At 67.8% G+C, this 21,276-nt stretch carries 22 protein-coding genes; 5 read left to right on the forward strand and 17 right to left on the reverse strand.

All coding sequences use genetic code 11. The annotated features are described in order from the left end of the window. Positions 1–14 precede the first annotated feature (14 nt). The gene (locus tag ACPYIS_RS13570; RefSeq protein WP_424894510.1) at positions 15–1,103 is read right to left on the reverse strand and encodes a glycosyltransferase family 4 protein; all 1,089 of its coding nucleotides are present in this window, start codon (positions 1,101–1,103) and stop codon (positions 15–17) included. Between the two features lie 14 nt (positions 1,104–1,117). Then, entirely contained in the window at positions 1,118–2,530 is a 1,413-nt protein-coding gene (locus tag ACPYIS_RS13575) for a phosphomannomutase/phosphoglucomutase (RefSeq protein WP_299020531.1), read from the reverse strand. A 68-nt stretch (positions 2,531–2,598) separates the two neighbouring features. Here ACPYIS_RS13575 and ACPYIS_RS13580 point away from each other — a divergent pair, with 68 nt between their 5' ends. Then, the gene (locus ACPYIS_RS13580; RefSeq protein WP_424894509.1) at positions 2,599–3,501 is read left to right on the forward strand and encodes a DMT family transporter; all 903 of its coding nucleotides are present in this window, start codon (positions 2,599–2,601) and stop codon (positions 3,499–3,501) included. On the opposite strand, the gene ACPYIS_RS13585 is transcribed toward ACPYIS_RS13580, so the two are convergent. From ACPYIS_RS13585 to thrS, 7 genes are all read right to left on the reverse strand, one after another. Then, a complete protein-coding gene (locus ACPYIS_RS13585; RefSeq protein ID WP_424858911.1) occupies positions 3,449–3,808 on the reverse strand; it encodes an integration host factor subunit alpha in 360 nt (119 codons plus the stop codon). The two genes, ACPYIS_RS13580 and ACPYIS_RS13585, sit on opposite strands and share 53 nt — an antisense overlap. A gap of 62 nt (positions 3,809–3,870) precedes the next feature. Beyond that, positions 3,871–6,294 carry a phenylalanine--tRNA ligase subunit beta gene (gene pheT / locus ACPYIS_RS13590; protein ID WP_424894508.1) on the reverse strand — a complete coding sequence of 808 codons (2,424 nt, stop codon included), beginning with the start codon at positions 6,292–6,294 and terminating at the stop codon, positions 3,871–3,873. 21 nt (positions 6,295–6,315) lie between these two features. Then, positions 6,316–7,386, reverse strand: coding sequence for a phenylalanine--tRNA ligase subunit alpha (gene pheS, locus ACPYIS_RS13595; protein ID WP_424894507.1), 1,071 nt, complete (start codon positions 7,384–7,386; stop codon positions 6,316–6,318). Between the two features lie 125 nt (positions 7,387–7,511). Then, on the reverse strand, positions 7,512–7,892 hold the full coding sequence (gene rplT / locus ACPYIS_RS13600; protein ID WP_299020516.1) for a 50S ribosomal protein L20: 381 nt from the start codon (positions 7,890–7,892) through the stop codon (positions 7,512–7,514). Between the two features lie 35 nt (positions 7,893–7,927). Beyond that, a complete protein-coding gene (rpmI, locus tag ACPYIS_RS13605; RefSeq protein ID WP_299020512.1) occupies positions 7,928–8,131 on the reverse strand; it encodes a 50S ribosomal protein L35 in 204 nt (67 codons plus the stop codon). Between the two features lie 223 nt (positions 8,132–8,354). Next, entirely contained in the window at positions 8,355–8,960 is a 606-nt protein-coding gene (infC, locus tag ACPYIS_RS13610) for a translation initiation factor IF-3 (protein ID WP_299020554.1), read from the reverse strand. A 15-nt stretch (positions 8,961–8,975) separates the two neighbouring features. Beyond that, on the reverse strand, positions 8,976–10,901 hold the full coding sequence (gene thrS / locus ACPYIS_RS13615) for a threonine--tRNA ligase (RefSeq protein ID WP_424894506.1): 1,926 nt from the start codon (positions 10,899–10,901) through the stop codon (positions 8,976–8,978). 217 nt (positions 10,902–11,118) lie between these two features. Between thrS and ACPYIS_RS13620 the strand changes: the two genes are divergently transcribed. Further along, a complete protein-coding gene (locus ACPYIS_RS13620) occupies positions 11,119–11,697 on the forward strand; it encodes a malonic semialdehyde reductase (RefSeq protein ID WP_425973720.1) in 579 nt (192 codons plus the stop codon). A gap of 28 nt (positions 11,698–11,725) precedes the next feature. Here ACPYIS_RS13620 and aceA read toward each other — a convergent pair whose 3' ends face one another. The 4 genes from aceA to nadC all read right to left on the reverse strand — a co-directional run bounded on the left by aceA (position 11,726) and on the right by nadC (position 16,154). Continuing rightward, positions 11,726–13,045, reverse strand: coding sequence for an isocitrate lyase (gene aceA / locus ACPYIS_RS13625; protein WP_425973721.1), 1,320 nt, complete (start codon positions 13,043–13,045; stop codon positions 11,726–11,728). A gap of 332 nt (positions 13,046–13,377) precedes the next feature. Then, positions 13,378–13,992, reverse strand: coding sequence for a hypothetical protein (locus ACPYIS_RS13630; protein WP_299020501.1), 615 nt, complete (start codon positions 13,990–13,992; stop codon positions 13,378–13,380). A gap of 160 nt (positions 13,993–14,152) precedes the next feature. After that, positions 14,153–15,250 carry a quinolinate synthase NadA gene (gene nadA / locus ACPYIS_RS13635; protein ID WP_299020498.1) on the reverse strand — a complete coding sequence of 366 codons (1,098 nt, stop codon included), beginning with the start codon at positions 15,248–15,250 and terminating at the stop codon, positions 14,153–14,155. 7 nt (positions 15,251–15,257) lie between these two features. Continuing rightward, positions 15,258–16,154 carry a carboxylating nicotinate-nucleotide diphosphorylase gene (gene nadC / locus ACPYIS_RS13640; protein WP_424858908.1) on the reverse strand — a complete coding sequence of 299 codons (897 nt, stop codon included), beginning with the start codon at positions 16,152–16,154 and terminating at the stop codon, positions 15,258–15,260. A gap of 94 nt (positions 16,155–16,248) precedes the next feature. Here nadC and panB point away from each other — a divergent pair, with 94 nt between their 5' ends. Then, positions 16,249–17,124: a 3-methyl-2-oxobutanoate hydroxymethyltransferase gene (panB, locus tag ACPYIS_RS13645; RefSeq protein ID WP_299020493.1), complete on the forward strand. Its 876-nt coding sequence runs from the start codon at positions 16,249–16,251 to the stop codon at positions 17,122–17,124. A gap of 13 nt (positions 17,125–17,137) precedes the next feature. After that, entirely contained in the window at positions 17,138–17,989 is an 852-nt protein-coding gene (gene panC / locus ACPYIS_RS13650; RefSeq protein WP_424858907.1) for a pantoate--beta-alanine ligase, read from the forward strand. Positions 17,990–18,010: 21 nt separating this feature from the next. Here the strand turns inward: panC and ACPYIS_RS13655 are convergent, their stop codons facing one another. The 4 genes from ACPYIS_RS13655 to ACPYIS_RS13670 all read right to left on the reverse strand — a co-directional run bounded on the left by ACPYIS_RS13655 (position 18,011) and on the right by ACPYIS_RS13670 (position 20,375). Next, complete coding sequence (locus tag ACPYIS_RS13655; RefSeq protein WP_299020487.1) at positions 18,011–19,033, reverse strand: NAD(P)H-dependent glycerol-3-phosphate dehydrogenase; 1,023 nt, start codon at positions 19,031–19,033, stop codon at positions 18,011–18,013. Positions 19,034–19,078: 45 nt separating this feature from the next. Beyond that, positions 19,079–19,531: a protein-export chaperone SecB gene (gene secB / locus ACPYIS_RS13660; RefSeq protein WP_299020484.1), complete on the reverse strand. Its 453-nt coding sequence runs from the start codon at positions 19,529–19,531 to the stop codon at positions 19,079–19,081. Between the two features lie 156 nt (positions 19,532–19,687). Then, the gene (grxC, locus tag ACPYIS_RS13665; protein ID WP_424858906.1) at positions 19,688–19,948 is read right to left on the reverse strand and encodes a glutaredoxin 3; all 261 of its coding nucleotides are present in this window, start codon (positions 19,946–19,948) and stop codon (positions 19,688–19,690) included. Between the two features lie 22 nt (positions 19,949–19,970). Continuing rightward, positions 19,971–20,375, reverse strand: a complete 405-nt coding sequence (locus ACPYIS_RS13670; protein WP_299020479.1) for a rhodanese-like domain-containing protein — start codon at positions 20,373–20,375, stop codon at positions 19,971–19,973. 106 nt (positions 20,376–20,481) lie between these two features. Between ACPYIS_RS13670 and gpmA the strand changes: the two genes are divergently transcribed. After that, positions 20,482–21,225, forward strand: a complete 744-nt coding sequence (gene gpmA, locus ACPYIS_RS13675; RefSeq protein ID WP_424858905.1) for a 2,3-diphosphoglycerate-dependent phosphoglycerate mutase — start codon at positions 20,482–20,484, stop codon at positions 21,223–21,225. Positions 21,226–21,276 lie beyond the last annotated feature (51 nt).

The following is a 21,276-nucleotide window of genomic DNA, read 5'->3' on the forward strand; positions in this document are numbered from 1 at the left end:
ATCGTGTCTCGCCCTCAACCACCGCGAAACAACCGTTCGTACACCGCGCCGATGCCCGCCGCCTCGTGCGCGAGCGAAAACCGCTCCGCCACGCGCGCCCGCGCCGCCTGCCCCATGTGCTGCGCGGCTGCGGGGTCGGCCAGCACCCGGCGCACGGCCGCCGCCAAGCCGACGGGGTCGCCGGTATCGACCAGCTCGCCCTGCACCCCCGGCTGCACCAGCTCCTCGAACGCGCCGGTGCGCGAACACACGAGGGCGCAGCCGCAGGCCGCGGCCTCGAATGGCGTCAGCCCAAACGGCTCGTAGCGCGGGCAGGCCACGCACACCAGGCACCGCTGGTACCAGCGGTGCACCTCGGCCGCCGGTACTTCACCCAGAAAGCGGATGCGCTCGCGCAAACCCGCAGCATCGATGCGTGCCTGCAGCGAGCGCTGGTACGCCTCGTGCTGCGGCATGGCACGCCCGGCGATCACCGCCGTCACTTCCGGCAGGTGCGGCAGGGCAGCGATCATCGCGTCCACGAACACATCCGTGCCCTTGTCGGGCCGCACGCGGCCAAAGACACCGATCCCGTAGCGTCCGGGCAGGCCGCTGTCGGCCCAGGCGCTGGCCTTGTCGGGCGGGGGGCTGAAGCGCTGCAGGTCGACGCCGTGTGGCACCACCGCCGTGGTGTTGGGCACGAAGCTCGCAGCCTTGGGCGTGGTGGCGATGACCGCGTCCATGCGGCTGATGAGCCAACGCGGAAACCACCCGTGGCGGTGCTGCGCGGCCGAGGTGAACACGAGCCGGATGGGCAGCTGCAGCACGTCGCGCGCCCACAGGCCGGCGGCCATTTCGTGGTCGCGCCGCACATGCCAGATGCGAAACGGCCGCCCCACCGGCGCCCGCCGGGACAGGGCGATCGCCTGCCGCAGCGTCATGCCGGGCATGCCGTGCGGCAAGGGAGTGCCACAGTACGCCAGCCGCCACTGGCGCGCCTGCAATGGCACCAAGGCGTTGACCGTGGCCGACACCCCGGTGTAGCGGCGCTTGAGGTTGAAGACGATGACCTCGGGATCCGGGTCCGGCGACAACACGATCTGGTGCACGGGCGCTGCGGTCATGGCGTGGCGGACGGTCAATGGGCGGCGTCACCCAGCACGGCGTCGGGCTTGACGCGGCGCAGCCACTGCAGCATGTCGGCCTGGATGCGCGCCAGCGCCTCGGGCGTGTGCCCCTCGAAGCGCAGCACCAGCACCGGCGTGGTGTTGGAGGCGCGGATCAGCCCAAACCCGTCGGGCCAGTCCACGCGCAGGCCGTCCACGGTGCTCACCTCCGCCGGCGCCTCGAAGCGCGCCACGCGCTGCAGCTCGGCCACCACGCGGTGCGGCTCGCCCTCGGCGCACGCCACGTTGAGCTCGGGCGTCGAGTGGCTATTGGGCAGCGCCTCGAGCACCGCGCCCGCATCGGGGTGGCGGCTCAGGATTTCCAGCAACCGGGCCGCCGCATAGCTGCCGTCGTCAAAGCCATACCAGCGCTCCTGAAAAAAGAGGTGGCCGCTCATCTCCCCCCCCAAGGGCGAGCCGACCTCGCGCATCTTGGCCTTGACGAGGGAGTGACCGGTGCGGTACATCAGCGGCACCCCACCCGCGGCGCGGATGGCGGGGGCGAGCCGCTGGCTGCATTTGACGTCGTACACGATGGTGCCCCCGGGCACCCGCGACAGCACGTCGGCAGCCAAGAGCATGAGCTGGCGATCCGGGTAGATATTCTGGCCACTGGGCGTGACCACACCCAGGCGGTCACCGTCGCCGTCGAACGCCAGGCCCAGCTCGGCCCCGGTGCGCTGCACCGCCTCGATGAGGTCACGCAGATTCTCGGGCTTGGACGGGTCGGGATGGTGATTGGGAAACGTGCCGTCTACTTCGCCATAGAGCACCGTCACCTCGCAGCCGAGCGCCCGCAGCAGCGCCGGCGCCGAGGCACCGGTGACGCCATTGCCGCAATCGACCACCACCCGCATGGGCCGTGCCAGCCGCACGTCGCGCACGATGCGCGCGAGGTACTCGTCCAGGATGTCCAGACGCCGCACCTGGCCCAGCGCGGCCGCAGAACCGGTGGGCTCGCCCGCCTCCATCGCCGTGCGCAGGGCTTGGATGTCGTCGCCGTAGATGGCGCGGCCTGCCAGCACCATCTTGAAGCCGTTGTGGTGTTTCGGGTTATGACTGCCCGTAACCTGGATGCCACTGCGGCAATGAACCGCCGCCGCGTAGTACAGCATCGGGGTCGTCGCCAGACCGATGTCGAGCACATCGACCCCGGCGGACGCCAAGCCGTCGATCAGGGCCGCGGCCAACTCCGGGCTGCTCAGGCGGCCGTCACGCCCGACCGCCACCACCGCTTCACCCATGGCGCGCGCGCGGGCGCCGAACGCCCGCCCGAGCGCGCGGGCAAATCCGGCATCGATAACCTCCGGCACGGTACCGCGGATGTCGTAGGCCTTGAAGGCATGGGCGGGCAAGGTCGGGCGGGCGGCAGCGGCAAGGGTCATGGCAAGCGGGCTTGGCGGTCGGGTGTGTGACAGGGCTCCGATTGTAGGTGCGGTTATCATGCGCGCCTATGTCGCCCCGTCTCGCGGCCGAATTCGTCTTGTTGGCAGCCCTGTGGGGCGCGTCCTTCCTGTTCATGCGCCAGGCGGCGCTGGCCTTCGGGCCCGTGGCCACGGCTGGGCTGCGCGTGGCCATCGCTGGGGCGGTGTTGTTGCCGGTGCTGGTACTCAGTGGGCATTGGCGCGCCTTTCGGGCGCACGCGGGGCGCATTTTGTTCGTTGGCCTGCTCAACGCCGGCATTCCCTTTGGCCTGTTCGCCTACGCGGTGCTGTCCATCAGCACGGGGCTGACGGCCATCCTCAACGCCACCGTGCCGCTGTTTGGCGCGCTGGTGGCCTGGCTGTGGCTGGGCGACCGTCCGGGGCGCTGGCGCGCGCTGGGCCTGGCGCTGGGATTCGTGGGCGTGGCCTTGTTGTCGTGGAACAAGGCGCACTTTGGCACGGGCGGCACCGGCTGGGCCGTGCTGGCCTGCCTGGGGGCGACGGTGCTGTACGCGATCGCGGCCAGCTACACCAAGAAATACCTGATGGGCATCCCCCCGATGGCCACGGCGGCCGGCAGCCAGTTCGGCGCCACGCTGGGGCTGCTGCTGCCCACGGTGTGGACGTGGCCCACGCAGCCGGCTGGGGCCGATGCCTGGCTGGCCGTGGGGGCCGCCGGTGTGTTGTGCACGGCACTGGCCTATCTGCTCTACTTCCGGCTGATCGAAGCCGCTGGCCCCGCGCGCACGCTGACAGTGACGTTTTTGATCCCGGTGTTCGCCGTGGCCTATGGCGCGCTGCTGCTGGGCGAGACGATCACCCCGTGGATGGTGGGCTGCGGCGCCGTGATCTTGATCGGCGTGGCGCTCTCCAGCGGACTCATCGATCCGCGTCGCTGGCGTCTGGCGCGCCGACCTGCAGCGCTTCCTTGAGCTTGGGCGAGGCGTGGAAGGTCACCACGCGCCGCGCCTCGATCGGCACCAGCTCACCCGTGCGCGGGTTGCGCCCCGGGCGCGGTGGCTTGTCGCGCACCTGAAACTGGCCGAAGCCGGCGATGCGCACGTCCTCCCCCGCGATCAGGCGCTCGGCGATGAGGTCGAAAAACGCATCGACGATGTCTTTCGACTCGCGTTTGTTGAAGCCAATGCGGTCGAACAAGCGTTCGGCCAACTCGGCTTTGGTCAGGGTGACGCCGTCGTCGGCGTCTGCGGTGTGCGGTCGGGAGTTGCGCGTCGCCATGGCCGCAATCGTAGCAGGACCGGCGCGGCCAGGGCCAACCGCGCCCCTCGATGCGACCACTGTCAGGCGCGCAGGCGCGCGCCGATGCGCTGCTGCAGGGCCTGCAACACCGACTGCACCACGGCGTCGATCTCGTCGTCGGTCAGGTTGGCATCGTGCCGCTCCAGGGTCAGGCGCACGGCCAGGCTCTTTTCGCCCTCGGCCAGCCCCCCGGCACCGGCCACCTTGGGTCGGTAAACGTCGAACAGCACGGCGTCGCGCAACCACGGCTGCTGCGCGGCCACCTCGCCGATAGCGGCCATCAGCTCGGCGTGCGTGACCGCCTCGCGCACGACGACGGCGATGTCGCGCTGCACCGGGTGGTGGCGGCCAACGGGCTGCGCCGACGGCAACGGGCGCTGCAAGACGGCGTCCAAATCCAGCTCGAACAGCACCGGGGCCTGCAACCAACCCTCGGCCTGGCGCCAACGCGGATGCAACTCACCCACGAACCCGATATCACGGCCGTCGAGGCGCACGCGCGCGCAACGCCCGGGGTGCATGGCCGGATGCTGGGCCGGCTCGAAGACGGCGCGGCGCGGGGCCAGCAGCGCCTCCACATCGCCCTTGACGTCGTAGAAATCGACCGGCCGTGCGGGCACCCCCCATTGCAGCGCCGACTCGTCGCCCCACGCCAGCCCCGCCACGCGGCGCGGCTGGTCGATGCCGGCGACCGTGGTGTCGCTGTCCGGCACCGACGGGTCGCGCCGGAACACGCGGCCGACTTCGAACAGCCGCACGCGCGGCACCTTGCGGTCGGTGTTGTGCTTCAGCACGGCCAGCAAGCTGCCCAACAGGCTGGAGCGCATCACGCTCAAGTGGCTGGCGATCGGGTTGAGCAGCCGGATCGGGTCGGGGTTGCCCGCGTAGTCGCGCTCCCAGCGCTCCTCGACGAAGCTGAAGTTGATCGTTTCCTGATAGCCCAGTTGCGCGAGTTGGCGCCGCAGCGCGTGGATGGAGCGCTGCGACTCGGGCCGCACGCGCGGCTCGACGGGTGCCAGAGGCGGCGTGTCGGGCAGACGGTCGTAGCCGATCACGCGCGCCACTTCCTCGATCAGGTCTTCCTCGAGCTGCACATCGAACCGGTACGGCGGTGGAGTGACGGTCAGCGTGCCTTCGCCTTCGGTCACCGACAGTCCCAGCCGACGCAGCGGCTCGGCACACTCGGCCTGCGTCAGCGGCATGCCGATGACCTGTGCCGCGCGCGCCACGCGCAGCGTCACCGGCTGCGGTTGCGGCACGTTGATCACGTGATCGTCGATCGGCCCGGCCTCGCCGCCGCAAATGTCCAGGATGAGCTGCGTGATGCGCTCGATGTGCTCGCGCGTCGTGCTGGGGTCCACCCCGCGTTCGAAGCGGTGGGCGGCGTCGGTGCTGAAGTGAAAGCGTCGCGCGCGCCCCGCGATCGCACGCGGCCACCAGAACGCCGCCTCGACATACACGTTGCGCGTGGCGTTCGACACCGCGGTCGCCGCGCCGCCCATGATGCCCGCCAGCGATTCGACGCCTTGGTCGTCCGCGATCACCCCCACCGTCTCGTCCAGCGTCACCGTCTGGCCGTTGAGCAGCGTGAGTGTCTCCCCCGCACGCGCCCAGCGCACCTGCAGGCCGCCGTGAATGCGGTCGAGGTCGAAGATGTGCGACGGCCGCCCCAGCTCGAACATCACATAGTTGGAAATGTCCACCAGCGCCGAAATGCTGCGCTGGCCACAGCGCGCCAGCCGCTGCACCATCCACTCGGGCGTGCGCGCCGTGGGGTCGATGCCGCGGATGACCCGTCCCGTGAAACGCCCGCACAGATCGGGGGCTTGCACGCGCACCGGCAACACGTCGCCCAGGCGTGGCGCCACGGGCGCGAACGTGGGCGTTTGCAGCGGCGTGCCCGTCAGCGCCGCCACCTCGCGCGCCACGCCATAGACGCTCAAGCAATGCGCCAGGTTGGGCGTGAGCTTGAGGGTAAAAATCCGGTCGTCGAGTGCCAGCACCTCGCGAATGTCGCGCCCCACCGGTGCATCGGGCGCGAGTTCCAGTAGACCGCCATGGTCGTCGGACAGGCCCAGTTCGCGCGCCGAGCACAGCATGCCGTGGCTCTCCACCCCGCGCAGCTTGCCCACGCGGATCTCGAACGGCCGCCCATCATCGCCCGGCGGCAGCACCGCCCCCACCCGCGCACAGGGCACGCGAATGCCGGCGCGCGCGTTGGGCGCGCCACACACGATGGCCAACGGCGCGCCCTGCCCCACGTCCACCCGGCACACACGCAGCCGGTCGGCGTTGGGGTGCGGCTCGGCGCTCAGGATCTCGCCCACCACGACACCGCTGAAGGGCGGGGCCACCGGCGCAAGCGACTCCACCTCCAAGCCCGCCATCGTCAACACGTCGGCCAGACGGTCGCTGTCGAGTGCCGGGTTGCAAAAGGCACGCAGCCAAGATTCGGGAAATTGCATCGGGAAGCCTTTCTTTCCACCTCAACGGAACTGCGACAGGAAGCGCAAGTCGCCTTCGAAAAACAGGCGCAGGTCGTTGACACCGTAGCGCAACATCGTCAGCCGATCCGGCCCCATGCCAAACGCAAACCCCATGTAGTGCTCCGGGTCCAGCCCCATGTTGCGCACCACGTTGGGGTGCACCTGGCCCGAGCCGGCCACCTCCAGCCAACGCCCGGCCAGCGGGCCACTGGCAAACTGAATGTCGATCTCGGCGCTGGGTTCGGTAAACGGAAAGAAACTCGGCCGAAAGCGCAGCTTCAGATCGTCGCTCTCGAAAAATGCCCGACAAAACGCGGTGAAGACGACCTTGAGATCCTTGAAGCTCACGCGCCGCCCGATCCACAGCCCCTCGCACTGGTGAAACATGGGCGAGTGCGTCGCATCGCTGTCCACCCGGTACGTGCGCCCCGGCGCAATCACGCGGATCTCGGGCATGTCGCCAGCGAACAGGCCCTCACCCGTCACGCCTGCCGCCGCGCGCGCGCGCTTGACGTGCTGCACCGCATGCCGGATCTGCATCGGGCTGGTGTGCGTGCGCAGCAAATACGGCGCGGATTCGCTGCCGCCTTCGACGTAGAAGGTGTCATGCATCGAGCGCGCCGGATGGTCGGCGGGCGTGTTGAGCGCGGTGAAGTTGAACCAGTCGGACTCGATCTCGGGGCCGTCCGCCACCTCGAACCCCATGGAGGCAAAGATGGCCTCGATGCGCTCCAACGTCAGGCTCACTGGATGCAGCCCGCCCGCGCCGCGCTGGCGGCCCGGCAGCGTCACGTCCAGCGCCTCGGCTTGCAGCTGGCGCTGCAGCTCGGCCTCGGCCAGCGCCGCGCGGCGCGCCTGTAGCGCCGCCTCGATCGCCTGCTTGGCCTGGTTGATCGCTGCACCAGCGGCCTTGCGCTCCTCGGGCGCGAGCGCCGCCAATCCCTTCATGCGCTCGGTGAGCGCGCCGCTCTTGCCCAGAAAACGCGCCTTGGCGTTTTCGAGTTCGCTGGGGGTGTGCGCTTGCGCAAACTGCTCGCACGCCAACTGCACCAGGGATTCGAGGTCGTTCATGCGGTATTCCAAGACAGGGCGGGAAGAGGGGAAGACAGAAACCCCACAAAGACGAACGGGCCAGCGCGCGCGGCGACTGGCCCGTGGTCGGACGGATCGGCCACCCACACGGGCGGCCAGCTGCGTCAGGCAGCCGTCGCTGCCGCCGAACCTTGCAGCTGGGCCTTGACGCGCTCGACGATGGCGCCGAACGCCGCCTTGTCGTGGACGGCCATGTCGGCCAACACCTTGCGGTCGATCTCGATCGACGCCTTGCGCAGCCCGTTGGCAAACTGGCTGTAGGTCAAGCCCAACTCGCGCGCCGCGGCGTTGATGCGGGCAATCCAGAGCTGACGGAACACGCGCTTGCGGGCACGGCGGTCACGGTAGGCGTACTGACCCGCCTTCATCACCGCCTGCTTGGCAACGCGAAACACATTCTTGCGGCGGCCACGGAAACCCTTGGCCAGGGCGAGCACCTTCTTGTGGCGGGCGCGTGCGGTTACACCACGTTTGACGCGAGGCATGGATGGACTCCTGGTTCGTTACGGGGCGCCGCCTGTCACAGGCCGGCAAACGGCATCATCTGCGCGATGTGGCCCATGTTCGTCTCATGGACGTTGGCCGGGCCGCGCAGCTGGCGCTTGTTCTTGGTCGTCTTTTTGGTCAGGATGTGGCGCTTGTACGCCTGACCGCGTTTGACGGTGCCACCGGGACGAACGCGAAAGCGCTTCTTCGCGCTGCTCTTGGTCTTCATCTTGGGCATGATGAGTCCTTGTCGTTGAGATTTGTGCTCGTGAGGCGCCCCGGCACACCCGCCAGGGACTTGTTGGCCCCGAGCCACTTGTGGTTGGCCCCCGCACCCGTGCACGGAAGCGGCTTCGCTCGCCGAGCCGACACCGTTTGAAGGCACGAGCCCGACCACGCGAAGCCGCTCATTATAGCAGGCGCTGCACGCCCCCGGCGCGCCGCCCGCCGCTGCGCTGAACTCAGGCTGCCGGCGCTGCCGGGGCGTCGGCCTTACTCGCCGACCCACCCTTTTTGCGCGAGGGCGCGATCATCATGATCATCTGCCGTCCCTCGAGCTTGGGGAACTGCTCGACGACGATGCTGTCGCCCAGTTCCTGGCGGATACGCTCCAGCAGCGCCAGACCCAGCTCCTGGTGCGTGATCTCGCGCCCACGAAAGCGCAGCGTGACCTTGCATTTGTCGCCTTCATCCAGGAAGCGCCGGATGTTGCGCATCTTGACCTGATAGTCCCCCTCGTCAGTCGCGGGACGGAACTTGACTTCCTTGACCTCGATAACCTTTTGCTTGGCCTTGGCCTCGGCCGCCTTCTTTTGCTCGGCGTATTTGAACTTGCCGTAGTCGATCAGGCGACACACGGGGGGCGTGGCCATCGGCGCGATCTCGACCAGATCGACGTCGAGCTCGCCTGCCATGCGCAGGGCCTCCTGGATCGGTACGACGCCGATCTGCTGGCCATCGGGGCCGGTGAGGCGGACTTCGGGGGCAGTGATCTCGCGGTTCAGGCGGTGCTGGCGCTCCTCGCGCTGGCGACGATCACGAAACGAACTGGGACGGGTGGTAGCGATGGTGGGTTTCCTCTTTCAATGTCTGGACGCGATGTCCGAACGCAGGCGTTGCACGAAGTCGGCCACGGGCAGGACACCGAGGTCCTGATTACCGCGCGCTCGCACGGCCACCGTGCCGGCCGCCTTTTCCTTGTCACCAACGACCAGGATGTAAGGCACCTTCTGCAAGGCCTGTTGCCGGATTTTATAGGTGATCTTGTCGTTGCCAAGATCCAGGACTACCCTAAAGCCTTGATCCTGCAGCGTCTTGGCAATTTCGCCACAGTATTCGGCCTGGGCGTCGGTAATATTGAGCACCGCCACCTGCACGGGCGACAGCCACACCGGCAGCGCCCCCGCGTGCTGCTCGATCAAAATGCCAATGAAGCGCTCGAGACTGCCCACGATGGCGCGGTGCAGGATGACGGGGCGCTGGCGGCTGCCGTCTTCGGCCACGTACTCGGCATCGAGCCGCTCGGCCAGATTGAAGTCGACCTGGATGGTGCCGCACTGCCACTCGCGGCCAATAGCGTCCTTCAGGGTGTATTCGATTTTGGGGCCGTAGAAAGCGCCGTCGCCCTCGGAGATGACGAAGTCGCAGCCGGCGTGGCGCAGGCTATCCATGAGCGCCTGCTCGGCCTTGTCCCACAGCGCGTCCGAGCCGATGCGCGCCGCCGGGCGGGTCGAGACCTTGTACAGGATCTCGGTAAAGCCAAAATCGGCGTACACCTTCTTGAGCAGCCGCGTGAACGCGTCACACTCGGGCAGGATCTGATCTTCGGTGCAAAAGATGTGGCCGTCGTCTTGCGTGAAGCCGCGCACACGCATGATGCCGTGCAGACCACCGGAGGGTTCGTTGCGGTGACATTGGCCGAACTCACCGTAGCGCAGCGGCAAGTCGCGGTAGCTCTTGATACCCTGCTTGAAAATCAGGATGTGGCCCGGGCAGTTCATCGGCTTGAGCGCGTAGTCGCGCTTTTCCGACTCGGTCACGAACATGTTTTCGCGGTACTTGTCCCAGTGCCCGGTCTTCTCCCACAGCGCCTTGTCCAGGATCTGCGGCCCCTTGACCTCAAGGTAGCCATTGTCGCGATACACCTGGCGCATGTACTGCTCGACCTGCTGCCACAGCGTCCAACCCTTGGGGTGCCAGAACACCAACCCCGGCGCGTGGTCGTCGATATGGAACAGGTCGAGCTCGCGACCGAGCTTGCGGTGGTCGCGCCGCTCGGCCTCCTCCAACATGGTCAGGTATTTTTGCAGATCTTCCTTGCTGGCCCAAGCGGTGCCGTAGATGCGCTGCAGCATCTCGTTGCGGTGGTCGCCACGCCAGTAGGCGCCGGCCACCTTCATCAGCTTGAAGTGCTTGAGCTTGCCGGTGGAGGGCACGTGTGGCCCCCGACACAAATCCTCGAAAGCGCCCTCGCGGTACAAACTCACCTCTTCACCGGGCGGGATGCTCTCGATGATCTCCGCCTTGTAATGTTCGCCCAGCCCTTTGAAGTAGGCGACCGCCTCATCCCGCGGCAGCACGCGGCGCACCACCGGCTCATCGCGGGCGGCCAGCTCGGACATCTTCTGCTCGATCGCCACCAGATCATCGGGCGTGAACGGGCGTTTGTACGAAAAGTCGTAGTAAAAGCCGTTGTCGACCACCGGCCCGATGGTGACTTGGGCGTCCGGGTACAGCTCTTTGACCGCGTAAGCCAACAAGTGTGCAGTCGAATGGCGAATGATCTCCAGCCCTTCCGGATCCTTGGCCGTGAGAATCCAAACGCGGGCATCTCGCTCCAGCCGGTACGACAAGTCCACCAGGCGCGGCTGCGCCTCACCCTCGAACTGCACCTTGCCCGCGATCGCGGCCTTGGCCAGGCCTGGGCCGATGGCAGCGGCAACATCGCCCACGGTCAGCGGGGCGTCGAAAGAGCGTTGGGAACCGTCGGGAAGGGTAATTTGAATCATGTATGGGCTCACTGGCAAGAACTGGTCGGGCCCCGCCTCGGCGCAGACCAGCGCATAACCCTCCATTTTCGCACAGCGTGCCCGCCCCAGCGGTCATCGTCCGCCGTCGCAGCGGCAAAAAAGCGGGCACGCTATCATCCCCGCCATGGTCGGGGCCACGGGGCCGCCACGAGCGGCGGTGGTCCCTCAGGATCCACCCATCCGGCATTTCCATCGTATGCAGATCACCACGGAACAACTGTTCGACCACGCCCGCACCCACAACGCTTGGTTGCCGCGGGAGGTCCCCGACGCGCTGCTGCAGCGGCTGTACGACCTGATGAAATGGGGGCCAACGTCGGCCAATTGCAGCCCGACGCGTATCGTGTTCGTCAAGTCGCCGGCTGCCAAGGCAAGACTGCTGCCGTGCTTGATGGAGGGCAACCGTGCCAAGACCGAAGCGGCGCCGGTCACCGCCATCCTCGGCATGGACATGGCTTTCTACGAAAAACTGCCCCAGCTCTTTCCCCACAACCCCGAGGCACGCCGCTGGTTCGAGGGCAACCCCGAGCTGATCCAGACGACCGCCCTGCGCAACGGCAGCCTGCAAGGCGGCTATTTCATTCTGGCGGCGCGCGCATTGGGTCTGGATTGCGGACCCATGAGCGGCTTCGACGCCGCCGCGGTGGATGCCGCCTTTTGGGGCGGCACCACGGTACGCACCAATTTCTTGTGCAACCTGGGCTACGGCGACGCCAGCCAACTGTTCCCACGCGGGCCCCGGCTGCCCTTCGATGAGGCTTGCCGCATCGAGTGATCGGCGGCAGCCGGGGCACCCCCGGGGGTCAGTGGAACTGCTCTTCTTCGGTCGACCCGGCTAGCGCCTTGACGCTGGAGGAGCCGCCCTGGATGACGGTGGTCACGTCGTCGAAGTAGCCCGCGCCCACTTCCTGCTGGTGCGACACGAAGGTGTAGCCCAGCTCGCGCGCCTTGAACTCGGGCTCTTGCACCATGTCCACATAGTGCTTCATGCCCTGGCCGCGCGCGTAGTGGTAGGCGAACATGAACGTGTTGTACCAGTTGATGTGGATGCCCGCCAGCGTGATGAACTGGTACTTGTAGCCCATCTCGGAGAGCTTGTCCTGGAACTCGGCGATCGTCTTGTCGTCCAGGTTCTTCTTCCAGTTGAAGCTGGGCGAGCAGTTGTAGGCCAGCAGCTTGCCCGGGCACTTGGCATGCACCGCCTGCGCGAACTCGCGCGCAAAGCCCAGGTCGGGCGTGCCGGTCTCACACCACACCAGATCGGCGTACGGCGCGTAGGCCACACCGCGGCTGATGGCCTGCTCCAGGCCATTCTTGACGCGGAAAAAGCCTTCTTGCGTGCGCTCACCGGTCAGGAACGGCCGGTCGTTGGCATCGTGGTCGCTGGTCAGCAGGTTGGCCGCCTCGGCGTCGGTGCGCGCCAGCACGATGGTCGGCACGCCCATGATGTCGGCCGCAAAACGCGCCGCCACCAGCTTCTCGATCGCCTCTTGCGTCGGCACCAGCACCTTGCCGCCCATGTGGCCGCACTTCTTGACCGCCGCCAGCTGGTCCTCGAAGTGCACGCCCGCCGCGCCCGCGGCGATCATGTTCTTCATCAGCTCGAACGCGTTGAGCACGCCGCCGAAGCCGGCCTCGGCGTCAGCCACGATGGGCAGGAAGTAATCCACATAGCCCGCGTCACCAGGGCCGATGCCACGGCTCCACTGGATTTCGTCGGCGCGCTTGAAGGTGTTGTTAATGCGGCGCACCATCGTCGGCACCGAGTCGTAGGCGTAGAGCGACTGGTCGGGGTACATCGTCTCGGAAGTGTTGGCATCGGCCGCCACCTGCCAGCCCGACAGATACACCGCCTCCAGCCCCGCCTTGGCCTGCTGCATGGCCTGACCGGCGGTGATGGCGCCAAAGGCGTTGACGTAGCCCTTCTTGGCCTCGCCGTTGATCAGGCGCCACAGCTTTTCGGCACCGCGCTTGGCCAGCGTGTGCTCGATTTGCACCGAACCACGCAGCCGCACGACGTCGGCCGCGGTGTAGTTGCGCTTGATGCCCTTCCAGCGCGGGTTTTCGGCCCAGTCTTTTTCGAGGGCGGCAATCTGTTGCTCGCGGGTGAGGTTTTGTGACATGTCGACACTCCTGTGGTGGATGGGATGAAACCGCTCGGGACCATTGCCAGTGGGCTGATGGATACCCTGACCTGTTGCCTACAGTATAAGTCTTATATAAGACACATCACTGGTCTTGTGTCTTATACAAGACATTTTTTGATCTTTTAGAATCAAAGATGTAGCGACGCTATGCCACAATACGAAACCTTATTTCCGTGATACGAAAACTTGCAAATGCGGCGCGCCTCCTTGCTTTCACGATGGCGCAGCAGAGTTTCACCATATGAAAGTAGGGCGATGTCTGGGGCGCCATCGCCTTTGACCGGCGATGGGCCCGCGCCAGAACCCCATCACCGCGCGGTCGGCGCCGCAGACGAGCGCTGCAACTCCCAGCGCGCCGCCAACCGACCCGCGAATATGATGTGTAGGTGGGCGCCATCGGCCTGGGTACTGAGGCGCACGCCCGGCTGCGGCACCGGCTCCACCGCCGCCACTTGCAGCAGCCCCGTCGGCCAGCGCACCTGCAGGTCGGCCTCCATCGGCAGGTAGCCATCCAGATAGCGGCGCATCAGCGGCCCGACGTGCAGCCGCCAGCGCCCATCTTCCAGCGCATCGAGCGCGCGCGAGCGCAGGTCGATGCACACCGTGCCGCCGCGCTGCACCCCGGCTAGCTCGACCCGGTGCCCGTCCACCCAGGCGCGCTCCACCCCTTCCGCGCGCACGATCTCGATGTGTTGCACGCGATCGCGGTTGAACAGCACGACGATGCGCGGGTTGGGGTCGAGTTGCCGGTGGCAGGTCTGCACGCGCACCACCCCATCGCGCAGGCTGGACTCTTCGATCTCGACGCGCGAGTCATAGCGGTACGCGCCCGCGTCAGGTCGCTCGGCCAAAAAGCGCAGCTCACCCTCGCGCGCCACGTCGTCGAGTTCGAGCGGACGTGCGGGCGCCGCCAACGCTGCCATGAGTGTGGCCAACCCGACCGCGCACCTGGTTACCCAACCTTTGCCATCACGCATCGCCATTCCCCGAGCCTCATCGACCTAACCCATTGTGGGCGGCACTTTTCGCCAGGTCTCGAGGGTGGCCAAAAGCCACGCCAGGGATGGGGTTGTCGGGCCAGGGTCAAGCGGCGCCGATGCCCGGCACCAGCGCCCCGGCCGGCTCCCCGCGCCGCAGCGCGGCGGTGAAGGCCAGCATGCGCTCGATCGGCTGCCGCGCGCGGGGAATCAGCGCGGGATCGACATGGATTTCGTTGAGGCCCGTTTCGAGCACCTCCAGCACGCCCCGCAGGCTGTTCATGGCCATCCAGGGACAGTGGGCGCAGCTCTTGCAGGTGGCGCTGTTGCCCGCCGTGGGCGCCTCGATGAAGCGCTTGCCCGGGTTGAGGGCGCGCAGCTTGTGCATCATGCCGTTGTCGGTGGCGACGATGAACACCTCGGCGTCGAGCTCGGCCGCGGCCTTGAGGATCTGCGACGTCGAGCCCACCACGTCGGCTTGCGCCACCACCTCGGCTGGGCTTTCGGGGTGCACCAGCACCTTGGCGCCCGGGTGGTCGCGGCGCAGCTGCTCCAGCTCGAAGGCCTTGAACTCGTCGTGCACCACACACGAGCCGCGCCACAGCACCATGTCGGCACCGGTTTCGCGCTGGATGTAAGCGCCCAGGTGTTTGTCAGGCGCCCACAGGATTTTGTGGCCCGCATCGCGCAGCGCGCGCACGATGTCGAGCGCGCAGCTGGAGGTGACCAACCAGTCCGCTTGCGCTTTGACCGCCGCGCTCGTGTTGGCGTAGACGACCACGGTGCGGTCCGGGTGCTGGGCACGAAACGCCGCAAAATCGTCCGCCGGACAACCCAAGTCGAGCGAGCAGGTCGCGTCCAGATCGGGCATGAGCACCGTCTTTTCGGGCGACAGGATCTTGGCCGTCTCGCCCATGAAGCGCACGCCCGAGACGACGAGCGTGCGCGCCGGATGGTCGCGGCCAAAGCGCGCCATCTCCAGGCTGTCGCTCACGATCCCGCCGGTCTCCTCGGCCAGATCCTGCAAGTCCGGGTGCACATAGTAGTGCGACACCATGACGGCGTTGCGCTCGCGCAGCAGCGTGCGGATGCGCGCTTTGAGCGCCTCGCGCTCGGCTGGCGAGGGCTCCTCGGGCACGCGCGCCCACGCGTGGCGCGTGGTGCAGGCGGGCTGTTCGACATCGACTTCGATCAGGGTAGCCATGGTGACATCAAATGGGGTATAGCCGCATCGACAGGTCGATGGCGCGAATGTCCTTGGTCAGGGCACCAACCGAGATGCGGTCGACGCCCGTCTCGGCCAGCGCGCGCACGGTCTGCAGGTTGACGCCTCCGGAAATCTCCAGCACGGCGCCGCCGTCGGGATGGGCGTCGTTGATGCGCACCGCCTCGCGCAGCGTGGCCAAATCCATATTGTCGAGCAAGACGACGCGCGCGCCCGCATCGAGCGCCTCGCGCAACTGCGCCAGCGTCTCGACCTCGATCTGCACGAACAGCGCCTGCGGCGCGAGCGCCTGCACGCGCTCGAGCGCCGCGCGCACACCGCCCGCAGCGGCGATGTGGTTTTCCTTGATGAGCACGGCGTCGTGCAGGCCCATGCGGTGGTTCAGACCGCCCCCCACACGCACCGCGTATTTCTGCGCCACACGCAGACCCGGCAGCGTCTTGCGCGTGTCGCAGATGCGCGCGCGCGTGCCCTGTACCGCTGCCACGAACTGCGCCGTCTGCGTCGCCACCGCCGACAGGGTTTGCAAAAAATTGAGCGCCGTGCGCTCGGCCGACAGCAGCGCGCGCGCCTGCGCCTGCACCTCGAACACCACCGCCCCGGCCGCGACGCGCTCGCCATCGCGCACGTGCCAGCGCCACTGCGCGCTGGGGTCGAGCGCCTGCACGGCGGCGCGCACCCACGGCTCGCCGCACACCACCGCCGGCTCGCGCGCGATCACCCGCGCCCCCATGCGCAAGTGGGCATCGACCAGCGCGGCCGTCGCGTCACCGGTGCCCACGTCTTCGGCCAGCGCGCGCGCCACGTCGGCGGCCGCCTGGGCAGCGATGTCGGGCAAGGGGGGCTGCAGGGACAGCGGATCGGGACGAGCGGAAGAAGCCATCGTGAAGTGCTACGAAAACGCCAGCCGCTAGCATAGCGGCATTGGCAAGGGCCCTGTATGGAATAGACTTGCGCGTCTCGTCGAGAAGCTGACCATGACCGATCCCACCGCCCGCACCCCCTACGGCACCCTGCCCTCGGCGTCGCCACTGCCGCCGCGCAAGCCCATCAGCCTGCCGCGCCTGCACGAGATGCGCGAGCGCGGCGAAAAAATCGCCATGCTCACCGCGTATGACGCGACGTTCGCCGCGGTGGCCGACCACGCGGGCGTGGATTGCTTGCTGATTGGCGACTCGCTGGGCATGGTGTGCCAGGGGCGACCCAGTACCGTGGGCGTATCCCTGTCCGAGATGGTCTACCACACCGAGTGCGTGGTGCGCGGCGTGCGTCGCGTGCAGGGCACGGTGTGGATCATCGCCGACCTGCCGTTTGGTAGCTACCAAGAATCACGCGAGCAGGCCATGCGCAGCGCCGCCGCCCTCATGCAAGCCGGCGCGCACATGGTCAAGCTCGAGGGTGGCGGCTGGACGGTGGAGACCGTGCGCTTTTTGGTCGAGCGCGGCATCCCCGTGTGCGCCCACCTGGGCCTGACCCCGCAGACCGTGCACGCCATCGGCGGCTATCGGGTGCAAGGCCGCAGCGACGCCGAGGCACAGCAACTGCGCCGCGACGCGCTGGCGCTGCAGGACGCGGGCGCGGCCATGCTGGTGTTGGAGATGGTGCCCGCGGCGCTGGCCGCCGAGATCACGCAGCAGCTGCCGCGCTGTCACACGATCGGCATTGGCTCAGGCTCGGGCACCGCGGGCCAGGTGCTGGTCATGCACGACATGCTGGGCGTGCACTTGGGCAAAACGCCAAAATTCGTGCGCAACTTCATGGACGGGGCGGCCAGCGTGCACGACGCCATGGCCGCCTACGTCGCCGCCGTCAAGAACGGCACCTTCCCCGACAACACCCTGCACGCGTGGTAAACGCCGCTGCCTCATGCAAGTCATCCACACCATCGCCGAACTGCGGCAAGCCCTGGCCCGCTACGACAGCCCCGCCTTCGTGCCCACCATGGGCAATTTGCACGACGGCCACCTGGCCCTGGTGCGGCGTGCGCGCACCCTGGGCGATGTCAGCGTCGTCAGCATCTTCGTCAACCGGCTGCAATTTTTGCCACACGAAGACTTCGACACCTACCCACGCACGCTGGACGCCGACTGTGCCCGGCTGGCCGAGGTCGGCTGCGACATCGTCTTTGCGCCCGCCGAGTCCGAGCTCTACCCGCAGCCGCAGACCTTCAAGGTGCAGCCGCCTGCGGCGCTGGCCGACCTGCTGGAAGGGCACTTCCGCCCGGGCTTTTTCACCGGTGTGTGCACGGTGGTGATGAAGCTGTTCCAGTGTGTGTTTGCCCAAGCCAAAGGCGAGCGCCACGCCGTCTTTGGCAAGAAGGACTACCAGCAGCTCATGATCATCCGGCAGATGGTGCAGCAGTTCGCGCTGCCCATCACCATCCACGGTGGCGAGATCGAGCGTGCCCCGGATGGATTGGCACTGAGCTCTCGCAACGGCTACCTGTCGCCACAGGAACGCGCCGAGGCGCCGCAATTGCTGCTGGCGCTGCGCACGCTGGCCGCGGGCGTGCTGGCGGGCGAGCACAACCTGGCCGCGCTCGAACACCATGCCATGCAGACCTTGGCCGCGCGCGGCTGGCAGCCCGACTACCTGACGGTGCGCCGCCGCGAAGACCTGCAGCCCCCCACCCAGCACGACCTGCAACCCGGTCGGCTGGTGGCCCTGGGGGCTGCGCGCTTGGGGCGCACGCGCTTGATCGACAACTGGGAATTTTGACGCCCGGCCCCGCCGGAGCGCTCATTCGGCCACCGAATCGCGCGCCATCAGGCGCGTGACCGCATCGCGGGGCTGCAAAGTCCCATCGAGCAGCGCCACCACGGCGCCGGTGATGGGCATGCGCACGCCCAGCGCGTGTGCACGTTGCGCCACGGTGCGCGCGCTGTAGACGCCCTCGGCCACGTGCCCCAGCGACGCCACCGCCTGCGCCAGGCTCATGCCCTGCGCCAGCAGCAGGCCGACCTGGCGGTTGCGGCTGAGGTCACCAGTGGCGGTGAGCACCAGATCGCCCAAGCCCGACAGTCCCATGAAGGTCTCGGCCCGTGCCCCCAGCGCCGTGCCCAGGCGCGTGATTTCGGCCAGCCCCCGGGTGATGAGCGCGGCGCGCGCATTGTGCCCCAGGCGCAGCCCGTCGCACAGGCCGGTGGCGATCGCCATCACGTTTTTCACTGCCCCGCCCACCTCGACCCCCACCAGGTCGTCGTTGGCATAAACGCGCAGGTGGCCGCCATGAAACGCCTGCACCAGCGTGGCGCGCACCCCCGCATCGGCACTGGCGGCCACCAACGCCGTGGGCAGGCCGGCCGCGACCTCCTGCGCAAAGCTGGGGCCACTGAGCACACCCACGCGCAGCGCCGGCGCGACACGGGCAGCGATCTCGTGTCCGAGCAGCCCTTCGGCGCTGCCCTCGGGCGGCCGCTCGAAGCCCTTGCACAGCCAGGTCACGGGCACCGCCGCGCGCCCCGCCTCGGGCAACATCCGGGCCAGCCACTGCAGCCACTGGCGCAGCCCGGCCATGGGGGTGGCGACGACGACCAAGTCGGTCTGCGTCAGCCACGGCAGCAGCCCCTCGGGGTCGCCGCCTGCGCACACCAACCCGGGCGGCAGCGGCACCCCGGGCAAATAGCGGGCGTTGACCCGCTCGGCGCGCAGGCGTTCGGCCTGCGCCGGGTCGCGCACCCACAAGTGCACCTGGTGGGTGACGCTGGCGGCCAAGGCCAGTGCCGTGCCCCAGGCACCGGCACCGATCACCGTGATGTGCATGGCGCGATCGCGTGACGCGCGGTCCTCGACGGTCGGTGTGCGCCTTTAGGCGTTGGCGGTCGCGCCGTTGGCCTGCTGGGCCTGCTGCTGCTCGTACATGGCCTGGAAGTTGATCTCGGCCATGTGCACGGGCGGAAAGCCCGCGCGGGTGATCAGGTCGGCCACGTTGGCGCGCAGATAGGGGTAGATGATCTGCGGGCAGGCAATGCCCAGGATGGGACCCATCTGCTCCTGCGGCAGATTACGGATCTCGAAAATGCCCGCCTGCTTGCACTCGACCAGAAAGACGGTGCGCTCGCCGATCTTGGTGTGCACGGTGGCCGTCACCCCCACCTCATACACACCGTCGGCCAACGCCTGCGCCTCGACGCCGAGCTGGATGTCGACGCTGGGCTGCTGCTGCTCCAGAAAGATGGCGGGCGAGTTGGGTTGCTCGAGCGACGACTCCTTCAGGTAGACGCGCTGGATTTGAAAAACCGGGGTTTGATCGTCGGACATGGTGACAGGCAGGTTGGGCGGGGACGCCACGGCATGTGGCCCCGCGGGTCGAAAACTCACGGGCGACGCGATCGTCACCCGTGACTGCGCCCGATTATGCCGGAGGATGAGACCGCAGCCCTCGCCCCGGGCGCGCCTACCATCATCGACCGACCGTCAGCGCCCCTGCAGCAAGGGCGTCAGACCGCCCGCCGCGTCCAGCGCGTGCAGGTCGTCGCAGCCGCCGATGTGGCGCCCGTCAATGAAGATCTGCGGCACGCTCGTGCGCCCAACCCGTCGCGCCATCGCCTCGCGCACGTCGGGCCGACCGTCGACGTTGATTTCCTCCCACTCGGTCACGCCGCGCGCGCGCAGCAGCGCCTTGGCACGGTGGCAATAGGGGCAATAGTCACTGCTGTAGATCTGTACGTGCGCCATCGGGGTGTCTCCAGATACGGCATCAGGCCTTTTGCACCGGCAGGCCTGCACTGCGCCAGGCGGCCATGCCCCCTGCCAGCGACACCGCGCGCTCGTAGCCCAATTTCTTGGCGATGGCCACCGCGCGCCGCGAGCGCATGCCCGAGGCACACACCAACACCAGCGGCGTGGCCTTGTTCTTGACCGCCTGGGGCAACTGCTGCTCCAGCGCGTCCAACGGAATGTTGCGCGCCCCCGCGATGTGCCCTCCTGCATACTCTGACGGCGAACAGACGTCGATCACCACCGCTTTTTCTCGGTTGATGAGCTGCACCGCTTGCGTGGGCGTCACCCCGCCCGCAGCGCCACCCGCCGCCGGCCACAACAGCAACACGGCCGAGCCCACGGCCACGGCCACCAAGATCCAGTTCTGCGCAATGAAATCCACGCCGTTTGCCTTCCATCATTGGGTTGAGGGCCCGCGGCCCAACACGGGTGGTATTCTAGAATGTCGCTTTGTCTGGCGCCCGCCGCCGCTCCATACCCCTGCCACCATGCACAAGCTCGTCCTCATCCGCCACGGCGAATCCACCTGGAACCTGGAAAACCGATTCACCGGCTGGACCGACGTCGACCTCACGCCCACCGGCGTGTCGCAGGCGATGTCGGCAGGGCGCCTGCTCAAGGCTGAGGGCTGGGACTTCGACCTGTGCTTTACCAGCGTGCTCAAGCGCGCCATCCACACCCTGTGGTACGCGCTGGACGAGATGGACCGCGCCTGGCTGCCCGTCATCAAAGACTGGCGGCTCAACGAGCGCCACTATGGCGCGCTGCAGGGCCTCAACAAGGCCGACATGGCGCGGCAGTACGGTGAGGAACAGGTGCTCGTGTGGCGCCGCAGCTACGACGTGCCGCCGCCCCCGCTGGATCCCAACGACCCGCGCAGCGAACGCCACGACCGCCGCTATGCGCACCTGCCTCCTGAGCGGATTCCGCTGACCGAGTGCCTCAAGGACACGGTGGCGCGCGTCGTGCCCTACTGGAACGACACCATCGCGCCCGCCATCCGGCGCGGCGAGCGCGTGCTCATCTCGGCGCACGGCAATTCGATCCGCGCGCTCATCAAGCACCTGGATGGTATCTCGGACGCTGACATCGTCGGGCTCAACATCCCCAACGGCATTCCGCTGGTGGTCGAGTTCGACGATGACCTGCGTCCGCTGCGCCGCTACTATCTGGGTGATGCGGCCGCGGCCGAGGCGGCAGCAGCAGCCGTGGCCCACCAAGCCAAGGCCTGACAAAAGCGCCCAATATCGCCAGGCCCGTCCGGAACCGGGCGAGCGCAGCGG

Origin of the sequence: Tepidimonas sp. HKU78, assembly GCF_049860815.1 — a bacterium.
In the GTDB taxonomy this organism is placed as follows: domain Bacteria; phylum Pseudomonadota; class Gammaproteobacteria; order Burkholderiales; family Burkholderiaceae_C; genus Tepidimonas.